At 73.1% G+C, this 13,003-nt stretch carries 13 protein-coding genes; 8 read left to right on the forward strand and 5 right to left on the reverse strand.

Features of this window, described 5'->3' with window-relative positions; genetic code table 11:
• Positions 1 to 2: 2 nt before the first annotated feature.
• The 4 genes from ABZX11_RS13090 (at position 3) to ABZX11_RS13105 (ending at position 3,894) form a co-directional block, all read left to right on the forward strand.
• On the forward strand, positions 3 to 434 hold the full coding sequence (locus ABZX11_RS13090) for a hypothetical protein (RefSeq protein WP_354912802.1): 432 nt from the start codon (positions 3 to 5) through the stop codon (positions 432 to 434).
• 96 nt (positions 435 to 530) lie between these two features.
• Positions 531 to 1,331: a DeoR/GlpR family DNA-binding transcription regulator gene (locus tag ABZX11_RS13095; RefSeq protein ID WP_176174723.1), complete on the forward strand. Its 801-nt coding sequence runs from the start codon at positions 531 to 533 to the stop codon at positions 1,329 to 1,331.
• A complete protein-coding gene (galT, locus tag ABZX11_RS13100; RefSeq protein ID WP_176174724.1) occupies positions 1,328 to 2,410 on the forward strand; it encodes a galactose-1-phosphate uridylyltransferase in 1,083 nt (360 codons plus the stop codon). Before ABZX11_RS13095 ends, galT begins: the two co-directional genes overlap by 4 nt.
• Positions 2,411 to 2,481: 71 nt before the next feature.
• Positions 2,482 to 3,894: a trypsin-like peptidase domain-containing protein gene (locus ABZX11_RS13105; protein ID WP_354912804.1), complete on the forward strand. Its 1,413-nt coding sequence runs from the start codon at positions 2,482 to 2,484 to the stop codon at positions 3,892 to 3,894.
• A gap of 846 nt (positions 3,895 to 4,740) precedes the next feature.
• On the opposite strand, the gene ABZX11_RS13110 is transcribed toward ABZX11_RS13105, so the two are convergent.
• Genes ABZX11_RS13110 through ABZX11_RS13125 form a run of 4 tightly spaced genes read right to left on the reverse strand, consistent with a single transcriptional unit; the run spans position 4,741 to position 7,812 of the window.
• Positions 4,741 to 5,859, reverse strand: a complete 1,119-nt coding sequence (locus tag ABZX11_RS13110; RefSeq protein WP_354912806.1) for a molybdopterin-dependent oxidoreductase — start codon at positions 5,857 to 5,859, stop codon at positions 4,741 to 4,743.
• A complete protein-coding gene (locus ABZX11_RS13115; RefSeq protein WP_354912808.1) occupies positions 5,856 to 6,488 on the reverse strand; it encodes a class I SAM-dependent methyltransferase in 633 nt (210 codons plus the stop codon). Before ABZX11_RS13115 ends, ABZX11_RS13110 begins: the two co-directional genes overlap by 4 nt.
• Complete coding sequence (locus tag ABZX11_RS13120) at positions 6,488 to 7,171, reverse strand: DUF2064 domain-containing protein (RefSeq protein ID WP_354912810.1); 684 nt, start codon at positions 7,169 to 7,171, stop codon at positions 6,488 to 6,490. Before ABZX11_RS13120 ends, ABZX11_RS13115 begins: the two co-directional genes overlap by 1 nt.
• Positions 7,168 to 7,812 (reverse strand): glycosyltransferase family 2 protein, encoded by a 645-nt coding sequence (locus tag ABZX11_RS13125; protein WP_354913108.1) that lies wholly within the window; start codon positions 7,810 to 7,812, stop codon positions 7,168 to 7,170. The genes ABZX11_RS13120 and ABZX11_RS13125 overlap by 4 nt, the downstream gene beginning before the upstream one ends.
• Before the next feature lie 160 nt (positions 7,813 to 7,972).
• Between ABZX11_RS13125 and ABZX11_RS13130 the strand changes: the two genes are divergently transcribed.
• From ABZX11_RS13130 to ABZX11_RS13140, 3 genes are read left to right on the forward strand one after another with little or no spacing between them, the layout of a single operon-like run.
• Positions 7,973 to 9,367, forward strand: a complete 1,395-nt coding sequence (locus ABZX11_RS13130; protein ID WP_354912812.1) for a hypothetical protein — start codon at positions 7,973 to 7,975, stop codon at positions 9,365 to 9,367.
• 10 nt (positions 9,368 to 9,377) lie between these two features.
• Complete coding sequence (locus tag ABZX11_RS13135; RefSeq protein WP_176174732.1) at positions 9,378 to 10,079, forward strand: response regulator transcription factor; 702 nt, start codon at positions 9,378 to 9,380, stop codon at positions 10,077 to 10,079.
• Entirely contained in the window at positions 10,076 to 11,125 is a 1,050-nt protein-coding gene (locus ABZX11_RS13140; protein WP_354912814.1) for a HAMP domain-containing sensor histidine kinase, read from the forward strand. Before ABZX11_RS13135 ends, ABZX11_RS13140 begins: the two co-directional genes overlap by 4 nt.
• 114 nt (positions 11,126 to 11,239) lie before the next feature.
• On the opposite strand, the gene ABZX11_RS13145 is transcribed toward ABZX11_RS13140, so the two are convergent.
• The gene (locus ABZX11_RS13145) at positions 11,240 to 12,301 is read right to left on the reverse strand and encodes an NAD-dependent epimerase/dehydratase family protein (RefSeq protein ID WP_354912816.1); all 1,062 of its coding nucleotides are present in this window, start codon (positions 12,299 to 12,301) and stop codon (positions 11,240 to 11,242) included.
• 123 nt (positions 12,302 to 12,424) lie between these two features.
• On the opposite strand from ABZX11_RS13145, the gene ABZX11_RS13150 reads away from it, so the two are divergent.
• Positions 12,425 to 12,925: a molybdenum cofactor biosynthesis protein B gene (locus tag ABZX11_RS13150; RefSeq protein ID WP_013230045.1), complete on the forward strand. Its 501-nt coding sequence runs from the start codon at positions 12,425 to 12,427 to the stop codon at positions 12,923 to 12,925.
• Positions 12,926 to 13,003: the final 78 nt, after the last annotated feature.

Genomic DNA, 13,003 nt, shown 5'->3' on the forward strand with positions numbered 1-13,003 from the left:
GGATGGCACCGCGGGAGCTGGTTCACCGTTGCCTCGCCGCCGCCGTGGCCGGTGCGCTCGCGACGCTGGTCCTGAAGGCGTTCTCGCCGTTGGAGCTGTGCAGCGGTCCGGCGTGCTTTTACGTCGCCGCGCTGGCCGTGCCGATCATGTTCTCCACCGGAACGGCGGTGGCGTGGGGTCTCATGGCGCTGGCTCGCCTTCGCCCGGCCTGGCCCGTTGCCGTGGTCGGGCCGTTCGTCACCCTCGCGCTGCTGACCACGGTCGTCGACCTGGGGAAATGGCCGTTCCCCCTGGTCTCGGCCGCGGTCGGTGGGGGTTACGCGGTCGCGGCGGTCGTCACCGCGGATGAGGTGCCTCGTGCGTGGCGGGTTGCGCTCGGGCTGCCTGTGGTGGTGTTGTTCGCGTGGGGCGTGGTGCTGCCGATCCTGCTGTGACCTGGTCTTTCGAAGTTCACCCATCCTGTTCCTGCGAATCCTGTGTTGAATCGTGTAGGATTTTGTGTGGTTGGGGTGCGACGGACGGAGTGAACGGTGCTGGCGCGTCAGCGACAGGCGGTGATCCTGGAAGAGGCCCGCCGGACCGGTGCGGTCCGGGTGAGTGACCTCGTGACCAGGCTGGGCGTGTCCGACATGACGGTGCGCCGCGACCTCGACGTCCTCGCCGGGCGGGGGCTCGTCGAGAAGGTGTACGGCGGGGCCACCTCGGTCGTCGGCAAGAGCACCGACGAACCCGGCTTCGAGGCCAAGTCCGTGCGCCAGCGGGCGCAGAAGGAAGCCATCGCCGAGCTCGCCTCGACCCTGGTCCGGCCCGGCACCGCGATCGGCATCTCCGCCGGCACCACCACGTGGACCCTGGCGCGGGCGCTCGACGCCATCCCCGGGCTCACCATCGTGACCAACTCGATCCAGGTCGCCGACGTGCTCCGCGGGTCGACGCAGCCGGATCGCACCGTCGTGCTCACCGGCGGGGTGCGGACGCCGTCGGACGCGCTGGTCGGGCCGGTCGCCGTGCACAGCCTGCGGTCGCTGCACCTGGACGTCGTGTTCCTCGGCGTGCACGGGATGGCCGACGGGCCGGGCTTCACGACGCCGAACCTCACCGAGAGCGAGACCGACCGCGCGCTGGTCGAGGCCGGGCGCAAGCTGGTCGTGCTCGCCGACCACACGAAGTGGGGCACCGTCGGGATCTCGACGATCGCCGACCTGGACGAGGCCGACGTCGTCGTCACCGATGACGGCATTCCCGACGAGGCCAAGGAAGTTCTCGCCGAACGGGCGGGAGAACTCATGATCGCCGAGACGGCGGAGACGGACGAGGCCCAAGAAGCGTGAAGCGCACCGTACGACACCTGGCCGACGGCCGGGAGATCATCTACTTCGACCAGCCCGGCGCGCCCGATCGCGTCGCCGAGGACACCCGTGACCTGCCGCCGGTTTCGGCCGCGTCGGAGATCCGGCTGGACCCGCTGACCGGCGAGTGGGTCGCGATGGCCGCGCACCGGCAGACGCGGACCTACAAGCCGCCGGCTGACCTTTGCCCGCTGTGCCCGAGCAAGCCCGGCAAACCGAGCGAGATCCCGGAAAGCGATTACGACGTCGTCGTCTTCGAGAACCGGTTCCCCTCGTTCGCCGAGGATGTTGTCGGTGAGCCGTCCACTGTGGATGGTCTCGGGCTGGTGCCGGTGCGGCCCGGCCGTGGCCGCTGCGAGGTGGTCTGCTTCACCAGCAACCACGACGGTTCCTTCGCGCAGCTGAGTGTCGAGCAGGTGCGGGCCGTGGTGGACGCGTGGGCGGACCGCACGACCGGCCTGTCCGCGGTGCCCGGCGTCGAGCAGGTCTTCCCTTTCGAGAACCGCGGCGAGGAAATCGGCGTCACGCTCTCGCACCCGCACGGGCAGATCTATGGCTACCCGTTCGTGACGCCGAAGACCGAGCGGATGCTCGACGTCGCCCGCGCCTACCAGGCCGAGCACGGCCGCCCGGTGCTCGGCGACGTGCTCGCGGCCGAACGCAAGTCGGGCGCGCGCGTGGTGACCTCCGGCGAGCACTGGACGGCGTACGTGCCGCCGGCGGCGCGCTGGCCGGTCCAGGTCCAGATCGTGCCGCACCGGCAGGTCCCGGACATCCCCGCGCTGACCGACGCCGAGCGTGACGACTTCGCCGCCGTCTACCTCGACGTGCTGCGCCGCTGCGACGCGCTGTACGACCGGCCGTTGCCCTACATCGCCGCGTGGCACCAGGCACCGGTGCACCGCGACCGCGAGCTGGGCTGGCTCCACCTGGAACTGTTCTCCGTGCTGCGCGCGAAGGACAAGCTGAAGTACCTGGCGGGGTCCGAATCGGGCATGGCGGTGTGGATCAACGACGCGACGCCGGAGCAAATCGCGGAACGGCTCCGCGCGGCGGGCTGAGCGGCCATACTCATCTGCGATGCACAGGTTCGGCTCAGGAACCTCTCAGGACCATCGCGCAAGGTGAGGACATGACCGAGAACGACCCCAGCGCGCACGACCCCGCGGCGCCGCGGCACCCCCAGACCGGCCAGCAGCCGGCACAGGGCGGCTGGGCGGGGAACCCGTACGGTGAGCAGGCCCAGCCCGAGTCCGGCGGTGCGCCGCAGTACTCCGAGCCGTCCTACCACGCGGTGACCGGGGCCGATCCGGCGTACAGCGGGCAGACCGCGAACCCGTGGTCCGCCCAGGGTGCGCAGATGCCGTCCGGCCAGACCCAGCAGAGCGTCTACCCGCCGCCGAACCCGTACGGGCAGCCCGCCACCGGCGGCTACCCGGTGGCCGCCGCGCCGGAGCCCAAGCGCTCCGGCGGGAAGCTGCTCGCCGGCGTCGCGCTGGTCGCGCTGCTGGTCGGCGGGATCGCGGGCGGGACGGTCGGGTACTTCACCGCCGGCTCGTCCGGCCCGGCCAGCAACGCGCTCGACGCGCCGAAGCCGGCCCAGCAGACGGGCAACGCGCCCGCCGGCTCGGTCGAGTCCGTCGCGCAGAAGCTGTCGCCGAGCGTGGTTGAGCTGCAGGTCAGCGGCCAGCAGGGAGCAGGCGAAGGCTCCGGGTTCGTGATCAGCACCGACGGCTACATCCTGACGAACAACCACGTCGTCGAGGTCGGCGCGAACGGCGGCCAGATCCAGGCGGTGTTCCAGGACGGCAAGAAGGCCCCCGCCAAGATCATCGGCCGCGACCCGACGACCGACATCGCCGTCGTCAAGGTCAACGGCGTCGGCAACCTGACCCCGGTGGAGCTCGGCCGGTCCGACGACCTGCGGGTCGGCCAGTCGGTGGTCGCCATCGGCTCGCCGTTCGAGCTGGCCGGCACGGTGACGTCGGGCATCGTCAGCTCGCTGCACCGCCCGGTGCGCGCCGGCGGCAGCAGCGGCGACCAGACCACGGTGATGGACGCGGTCCAGACCGACGCGGCGATCAACCCGGGCAACTCGGGTGGTCCGCTGGCGAACATGGCCGGCCAGGTCATCGGCATCAACTCGGCGATCTACAGCCCGCAGTCGGGCGGCCAGGGCCAGGGCGCGTCCGAAGGCGGCAACGTCGGCATCGGCTTCGCCATCCCGATCGACCAGGCCCGCCGCACCGCGGACACGATCATCAAGACCGGCCAGGCGGTGCAGACCTACATCGGCGCCGAGGTCAAGGACGCCCCGCAGGGCGGCGCTGAGCTCGGCGCGATCAAGCCCGGCAGCCCGGCGGAGAAGGCCGGCCTGAAGGCGGGCGACGTCGTCACCAAGATCGACGAGCGTCCGATCGACTCGGCCGACACGCTGGTCGCGGCGGTCCGCACCCGCGCACCGGACGAGAAGGCGACGTTCACCCTCGCTGACGGCCGCACGGTCGAGGTGACCTTCGGCGGCCAGCCCGTCCAGCCCAACTGATCCAGACGCTCGGCCGCCCTGGCGCGGCCGAGACCAACTTCGGCTCGACCCCCGTTTTCGGGGCCGGACCCACAAGGCCACGCGCGACCAGGCATTCGATGCTGGTCGCGCGTGGCCGCATTTGTGCCCTGGGTCAGGGAGCCGGGCGGTCGGCTGGCGTGCCTGGAGGGTCGGTTGGCGTGCCTGGGGGGTCGGTTGGCGTGCCTGGGGGGTCGGTTGGCGTGCCTGGGGGGTCGGTTGGCGTGCCTGGGGGGTCGGTTGGCGTGCCTGGGGGGTCGGTTCGCGTGTTTGGCGGGGCGGTTGGGGTGCCAGGTGGGGTCTCTCGCGTGATTGGAGACGTTTCGCGTGTGCTTGGGGGCGTGTCTCGCGTGATTGGGGGCGTGTCTCGTGTGTGTGGTGGGGTATCTCGCGTGATTGGTGGGGCATCACGTGTGATTGGTGGGGCATTGCGGCGGGGGCGGAGGGCCGTCAGGGCTACCGCTAGCCAGACCACTGCCAGGGTTGCGGCCAGGCCGGGGGCTGGGTTCGTGTCGTGGAGGCCGGGCATCGGTGGGGTTCCGTACGGGCGCCAGAGGAGCGGGAACGCCAGGATGGCCAGCGCGGCCGTGATGACCGTGCCCGCGACCACCGGGGTGCGCCAGCGGGGCGGGAGGAGGCGGGAGAGGGCGAAGCCGAGCACCGCCGTCAGCGGGGCGATGACCGCGTCGTTGAGGATCGGGCCGCCGATGATCCAGCCGACCGTCCCGAAGACGTCGGGCCGCAGCGGCAGCGCGTACTCGGCGAACAGCACCACACCCCACGCCAGCGCCGCCAGGCCCGGCAGCGCGAGGAGCGCACGAGCGGTCTTCACAGCGCCTCCAGTTTCGTGACCCACTTCGTCTGCAGCACGCCGGGACGGTTCGGCGCGATGATCCGGCACGGGAACCCGTGGTCGGGCGCGAGGACCTCGCCGTTCAGCTCCAGGGCCAGCAGGGTCAGCTCGTCGGCTGTGTGCTCGCCGGGGAGCACGCTGACGCCGTACAGCCCGCCACGCTCCGAAGAGGACACCCGGACCGCCGTGCCCGGGGCCGCGCCGGCGGCTTTCAGCAGCGTGGGCAGGGAGATCCCGCGCCAGGTCGCCGACTGGCTCCAGCCCTCCACACAGGCGATCGGGAGTTCGGCCGTCGTCTGCGGCAGGGCACGCAGCTCGTCGAGCGAGAACTTCGCCGTGCCGCGCGGGGTCACCACCGAGAGCCGCCAGTCCGGCGACCACGTGACGCCCGCGGCTGTCGCCGTGCGGTTCACCGGGAGCTGCTGGGTGCCCTTGCCGGTCCTCCAGGACAGGGCGGAGACGCCGCGCAGGAACGGGACCGTGGCGCCCGCGGTGGCCACGACCGCGACGCCGGTCGCCAGCCCGGTGGTCAGGAGGAAACCCCGTCGCGAAAGCCCCTCGGTCGGCCTTTCCTCGACCGGGGCGGTCCGGCTCAGCGCCCGGCGGATGATCGGCAGCTTCACCGCGACGTGCACCAGGATCGAGCCGATCGCCAGCCACGCGACCGCGTAGTGCACCTGCGGGAAGTAGAAGCCCCACGGGTAGTTCTGCGCGACGTTCAGCAGCCCGGTCGTCAGCTCGAAGAACGCCGCCCCGGACAGCACCAGGATCGACAGCCGCTCCAGGGCGTGCGGCAGCGAGCGGACGAGCGGCCTGCCGAACAGCTTCGGGTAGACGCTCCACAGTTTCGCCAGCAGCAACGGGATCGACGCCACGCCCGAGATCACGTGCAGCCCCTGGGTGACGCGGTACAGCCCGATCGGGCGGCTGGGCCAGAAGAACCACCCTGGCGGGTGCTGGATCAGGTGGCTGAGCAAGCCGGTGACGAAGCACGTCGTGAACGTGACGGCGAGGGCCAGGCCGATTTTCGACGTCACGCGTTCGTGGTGGGCGGCGGCCCGGAACTGTTCCTCCGCCGGGATCGGGAGTTTCACGGTCGCTCCAATCGCGCGAACCAGCGGTGCCCGTGGCGGGTGGTCCAGTCGACGCGCAGGCCGGCACGCACGGCGACCTCGGCGATCGCGTCCACCCCCACCCAGGCCCAGGTGAACCAGGCGACGTCGGCGTGACCGGGCCGGAGCCGGACGCGCTCGTGCCGCAGCCCCTGCCCGGGCGGCTCCAGCTCGACGAGGACGTCACCGCCGGGGGCGAGCAGCCGGGCGGTGCGCCGCAGCAGCGTGGCCGGGTCGCCGCCGATGCCGATGTTGCCGTCCGCGAGCAGGGCGTGCCGCCACCGCCCTTCGCCGGGCAGGGGGTCGAAGATGTTGCGCTGCAACGCGATTCCACCCCGACGTCGAGTCAGGCCGACGGCCGTGTGCGAGCTGTCCACGCCGAGCGCGACGACCCCGCGCCCGGCCAGCGCCGCGGTCAGCCGCCCGGGCCCGCACCCGAGGTCGATGGTGGGCCCGGAACACGCGTCGAGCAGGACGTCGTCGCCCGCGGACGGTTCCGCCCAGCGTTCCACCGCCAGCTCGATCCGCTCGCCGTTCGCCAGCTCGAGCCAGCACCGGTGGCCGAGCAGGCCGTGGTCGAACTCGTGGCCGGTGGTCACCGGGGCCGTCATCACGCCACCGCCTGTCCGCCGACGGCCGCGACGGCGCGGGCGAACCGGCCGCCCGGGCACGCCGCCGCCACCGCGCGGGCGTCCACCATGGTGTCCACATCGGACAGTTCGGCGGCCCGCGCCGGCCGGAGTCCGCTCGCCGTGAGGGCGCGCAGGGTGCGCTCGCCGGTGTCGTCGCGGGACATCGGGACGCCCGCGAGGACTTGCGCGTGCCGCGGTTCGGCGAGGCCCAGCGCCCACCAGCCGCCGTCCGCGGCCGGTCCGAGCACGGAGTCGTGGCCGTGGTGCAGGACCGGTGCGGCCGCCGCGGCCAGGGATTCGGGCGTGACCTGCGGCGTGTCCATGCCGATCTGGAGGATCGGCAGGCCGGTGTGGACCGCGGCGGCATCGGCGTGGGCGTTCGCCAGCCGGGCGCCGAAGTCCCAGCCGCGCTGCGGGATGACGGTCGCGCCCCGCAGCGCCGTTCCGATCTCGGCACCCCGGGCGGCGGCACCGAGGTCGCCGGTCATCGCGACCACGGGCAAGGCCCCGGGTACCGCGCAGACGGCGTCGAGCGTGTCGAGCAGCGCCGCCGCGGCGATCCCGGCCGCCTGGGCCGGCGTCGCGGGTGGGCAGAGCCGGGTCTTCGCGAGGCCGGGTACCGGTGCCTTGGCCACGACCAGCAGGACGAACGGAGGCGTCATCGGGCCAGCACCCGCCCGAAGTCGCGGACCGCGCGCAGCGTCCCCCGCACGGACCCGGACACCTTCGACTTCGTGCCACGGGCGCGCTCGCCGTACCGGACGTCGAACTCGCGCACCTGCCACCCGGCCCGCTGGGCCTTGATCAGCAGCTCCAGCGGGTAGCCGAACGCCCGGTCGGCAACGCCGAGGCCGAGCAGGGCCCGCCGGTCCGCGGCGCGCAGGGGCGCGATGTCCCGCACCGGGAGGCCACGGCTGCGCAACAGCAGCGCCAGCACGATGTTGCCCGCTCTGGCGTGCCACGGCCACACTCCCGGCCCGGTCGGCACCCGGCGGCCGACGGCCAGGTCCGCGCCCTGCCCGACCGCGGTCACCAGCCGCGGCAGGTCGGCGAGGGCCAGTGACCCGTCGGCGTCGGCGAAGCACACGATGTCCGCGGTCGCGGCTTCCAGGCCCGCGTGCACGGCCGCGCCGTACCCGCGGCGCGGTTCGTGGACGACCTTCGCGCCGAGCGAGGCCGCCACTTCGGGGGAGCCGTCGGACGAACCGTTGTCGACCACGATCGCGCGGTAGCCCGGCGGCAGGCCGGCCAGCACGCCCGGCAGCGCCGCCGCTTCGTCGAGGCAGGGGAGGACGACGTCCACTTCCAAGTCAGTCACGGCGCCGACCGTAAGTCCGGACGTGAGCGACGCAGAACCCTTGCGGCGCTTACCGAATCATGACGTTCGACGAGTTCTTACCGCGTCGTTACGGCTGCCGTTCCCGGGGCGCGGACCGCCCGCCGTGGCCCTACGGTTGGCGGCGATGAGCGAGCCGAAAACGGCAGCCCGGCTCGCCGAGCCGCCTGCCCGTGAACCCGAAGCCCCGGTCCGCGGCCGCCGCGCCGACCTCGTCGCGGTCGCCGCGGCGGTGCTGCTCGTCGCCGCGGCCACCGCGGTCGGCCTGTACTACAACCGGCCGCACTCCGGCGTGATCATCTTCGTGTCCGCGCCGCCGTTGTTCGCCGACTGGCTGCCGCACGTCGGCCCGGGCTCGGTGTTCGCCGTGCTCGTGGCGGTCGCGGTGGTGCTGCACGGCCCGGCACTGGCCGCCCGCCTGCCGTGGCGCCGCGCGCTCGGCGTCGGCTACCTGGCCTCGCTCGCCTGGATCTTCTCCCTGGCCATGGTCGACGGCTGGGCGCGCGGGTTCGCCGGGCGGCTCACCATCCCGCAGGAGTACCTCCACGAGGTCCCCGGGATCACCGACATCCCGCGGATGCTGCGCGAGTTCTCCTCCCGCATCCTCGACTTCCAGCCGCATTCGTGGACGACGCACGTGTCCGGTCACCCGCCGGGCGCGACGCTCGTCTTCGTCTGGCTGGACCGGATCGGCCTGCACGGCGGCGCCTGGGCGGCCACGGCCGTCGTGCTCACCGGCAGCCTGGTCGCGGTCGCCGTGCCGGCCACGGTCGCCCTCCTCGGCCGGCCCGAGGCGGCCCGCGCGGTGCTGCCGTTCGCCGTCCTCACCCCCGGCGCGGTGTGGATCGGCGTGTCCGCGGACGGCCTGTTCGCCGGGGTGACTGCCACCGGGCTGGCCCTGCTCGCCCTGTCCGCGACGGGCTTCACCCGCGGCCGCCGGTACGCCGTCCCGGCCGGGCTGGCCGCCGGGGTGCTGCTCGGCTTCGGGATCTTCCTGTCCTACGGCCTGGTGCTGCTGGGCGTGCTCGCGGTGGCCGTCGCCATCCTCGGCCGCCAGTGGCGGGCGGTGGCACTGGCGATCCTCGCGGCGCTCGCCGTCGTGGGCGTCTTCGCCTGGGCCGGTTTCTGGTGGCTCGACGGCTACCACCTGGTCGTCGAGCGCTACTACCAGGGCGTCGCGCTGGTCCGGCCCTATTCGTACTGGGTGTGGGCCGACCTCGCGGCGGTCGTCGTCCCCCTCGGCCCCGCGGTCGTGGCCGCCGTCCGGCGCGGTTTCGCGTCCCCGCGCCGAGCCCTGCTCACCGATCCGGTGCTCCTGCTCGGCCTCGCCGCCCTGGCCGCCATCCTCTTCGCCGACGTTTCGGGCCTGTCGAAGGCGGAGACCGAGCGGATCTGGCTACCGTTCGGGGTGTGGTTGCTGCCCCTGACGGCGTTGCTGCCGCGGCCCGGTCGCCGGTGGTGGCTGGCCGCGCAGGCGGCGACGGCGCTGGCCGTCAACCACCTGCTGCTGACGGGCTGGTGAGGGAGACGTGATGAACGATCAGGCCGGGCGCGTGCTCGTGGTCGACGACGACGAGACGGTCCGTGACGTCGTCCGCCGCTACCTCGAGGTGGCCGGGTTCACCGTCGACATGGCCGGTGACGGTGGCGAGGGCCTGGCCAAGTTCGCCGCCCACGAACCCGACCTGGTCGTGCTCGACGTCATGATGCCGGGCATCAACGGCCTCGAGGTGTGCCGCCGGCTGCGCCAGGTCAGCCAGGTGCCGATCGTCATGCTAACCGCCCTTGGCGAGGAGGAGAACCGCATCGCCGGGCTCCAGCTCGGCGCCGACGACTACGTGACCAAACCGTTCAGCCCCAAGGAACTCGCCCTGCGGGTGGCCTCGGTGCTGCGCCGCGCCCGGATGCCCCGCCCGGAGCCGGCCGCCGCCGAGCTCGTGGACGGCGACCTGCGCCTGCAGATGAAGGCGCGGACCGCGACCCTCGCCGGCCGCGAACTGCCGCTCACCACCCGCGAGTTCGACCTGCTGGCGTTCTTCCTCGCCCACCCGGGCGTCGCCTTCTCGCGATCGGACCTGCTCGAGAAGGTGTGGGGCTGGGACTTCGGCGACCAGTCCACAGTGACCGTCCACGTGCGACGGTTGCGCGAGAAGATCGAGCGCGACCCGGCCAAGCCGGCCCGGGTGGCGACCGTGTGGGGCGTCGGCTACCGCTACGACCGGGAGCAACCTTGATCGGGTCCGGAGAATCCTTCCCGGAGATGCTCACGCACCTCTGGCACATCCTCCCGTTCGCGCTGATGTTCTCGCTGCCGGTCGCGGCGCTGGGCGGGGTGGCGCTGTACGTCCTGCGCCGCGGCTCGCTGGCCACCACGCTCACGGTGCTGGTGCTGATCCCGGTGCTCGCCACGCTGGTCGGCGTCCTGGGCATCAGCGGTTTCATGTTCACCCCGGCCCTGACCACGATGCTGCTGGTCTGCCTGCTCGTCGCGCTGGTCACGGTGCCCGCGGCGATCATCCTCGGCCGGGCCATCGCGCGCCGCAGCGTATGGGAACGGGAGGCGCGCGAACGGGAACGCGCCGCCGAGGCGTCGCGGCGCGAACTCGTCGCCTGGATCAGCCACGACCTGCGCAGCCCGCTGGCCGGGATCCAGGCGATGGCCGAGGCACTGGCCGACGGCGTGGTGTCCGAACGCGACGAGGTCGCCGACTACGCCCAGCGGATCGGCGGCGAGACCCGGCGGCTCTCCGCGATGGTGGGCGACCTGTTCGAGCTCTCGCGGATCACCGCGGGTGCGCTGGAGCTCACGATGTCCGCGGTGCCGCTGCGGGACGTGGTGAGCGACGCTGTCGCCGCCCAGGCCCCGGTCGCCGAGCGGAAGCGGGTCCGGGTGCTCGCCAACGCGTCGACCTGGCCGGTGGTGACCGGCAGCGACCCGGAACTGGCCCGGATCGTGCGCAACCTGGTGTCCAACGCGATCCGGCACACCCCGCCCGACGGGACGGTGGCGGTGCAGATCGGCGTCGACGGCGACGAGGCCCTCCTCGCCGTCGACGACTCCTGCGGCGGCATCCCGGACGACGAGATCAACCGGGTCTTCGACGTCGCGTTCCGCGGCACGCAGGCCCGGACGCCCGAGCGCGGCGGGACGACCAGCGGGGGCGGGCTCGGCCTGGCCATCGCCAAGGGGCTGGTCGAGGCGCACCGGGGGCGGATCGGGGTGCAGAACCACGGGCCGGGGTGCCGGTTCGAGGTGCGCCTGCCGCTCGCGATGCCGTAGGCGCCGCAGGCGGGTTGCCCCGGAACCGGGCCCGGCGTTGGCTGCGGCTGCTTGCCCGCGTGGGCCGCCCGGAGCCGCGATTCGTGGTCGGGGTGCTCGCCGCGGGCCGGGCCGTCAGGGGGAGACCGGCTCCCGGAGTTCCGCCGTCGCGAAGTCGGCGATGCCCCGCTCGAAGCCGATCTCCGCGGTGAAGCCGATCAGTTTGCGGGCGCGGGCGGGGTCGGCCACCACGTGCCGGACGTCGGCGGGGCGGGCGCCGCCCACGACCTCCGGGGCCGGGCCGTCGCAGGCTCGGGCGAGCTCCGTTGCCAGGTCGCCGACCGTGTGGGGGATGCCGGAGCAGATGTTCAGCGGGGTGAGGTCGGCCGCCGGGCCCGCTGTCCGGAGGGCCAGGACGTTCGCCCTGGCCACGTCGTGGACGTGGACGAAGTCGCGCTGCTGGCGGCCGTCCTCCAGCACGCGCGGCGCTTCGCCCCGCACCAGAGCCGAACGGAAGAGGGACGCGACTCCCGCGTACGGCGTGTTCTGCGGCATCCGCGGGCCGTAGACGTTGTGGTAGCGCATCGCCCACACCGTGCCGCCCGTCTGACGGGCCCAGGCACCGGCCAGGTGTTCCTGGGCCAGCTTCGTCGCCGCGTACGTGCTGCGAGGGTTCAGCGGAGCGTCCTCGGGCACCAGCTGCCAGCTCAGCTCCGCTTCGCACGACGGACACCGCGGCTCGAACCGGTCCGCGTCCACATCGGACTGGCGGCGGGGCGATGGGGCCACCACGCCGTGCTCCGGGCACGCGTAGCGGCCTTCGCCGTAAACCACCATCGAAGACGCCAGGACCAGCTTCCGGACGCCGGCCGCATGCATTCCGGCCAGCAGCACCGCCGTGCCGTAGTCGTTGTGCAGCGCGTACGACGGGGCGTCGGACGGGTCGATGCCGTGGCCGACCACCGCCGCCTGGTGGCAGACCGCGTCGACGCCGTCCAGCAGCTCCGCGACGATCTCCGCGTCCGTGACGTCGCCGCGCAGGAAACGGTGCCGGCCCGTGTACGGCGGCGGGGTCCGGGAACCGTGGGCCGTGGCGAGGAGGTTGTCCAGCACCACGACCTCGTCGCCGTCGTCGGCCAGGAGGTCGGCGATGTGGGACCCGATGAACCCGGCTCCGCCGGTGACCAGTACGCGCACACCGGCCACGCTAGGGGGCTTCGGCGGGGTCCGCGGGGGCTCGCCGCGGCACGTCACCGAATCGTCAGGACTCGCCCGGCACCTCCCGGCGCCCGGCCACGCAAACCGGCTACGGTGGGCGCCATGGAACGGAGTGCACAACGGCTGGGCCGGGCCCTCGTGGTCATCGTGGACGATCGCGTGGCGCACGGCGAGCACGAGGACACCACTGGCCCGCTGGTCACGGAGCTGCTCGAAGAAGCGGGCTTCATCGTCGACGGTGTCGTGGTCGTCGAGGCCGAAACCGCGGGTATCCGCAACGCGCTCAACACCGCCGTGATCGGCGGCGCCGACCTGGTGATCACCGTCGGCGGCACCGGTGTGCTGCCGCGCGACCGGACGCCGGACGCCACCGCCGGTGTGCTCGACCGGCCGATCCCGGGCATCAGCGAGGCCATCCGCGCCTCCGGGCTGGCCGCCGGCGCGGTCGACGCGGGGATCTCGCGGGGGCTCGCCGGGGTTTCGGGCAGCACCCTGGTGGTCAACCTCGCCGGCTCGCGGTCCGCGGTCCGCGACGGGATGGCGACGCTGACCTCGCTCGTTCCGCACGTGATCGACGAGCTTTCCGGCCTCGAAGAGGTCTGATCTCCGCTTTGCCGGGCCCGGGGTGACACATGGTCACTCCGGGCTTCGCTCTGGAGTTGTCAAACATCGCGTCGTGGG

Origin of the sequence: Amycolatopsis sp. NPDC004169 (genome assembly GCF_040610315.1) — a bacterium.
Taxonomy (GTDB): domain Bacteria; phylum Actinomycetota; class Actinomycetes; order Mycobacteriales; family Pseudonocardiaceae; genus Amycolatopsis.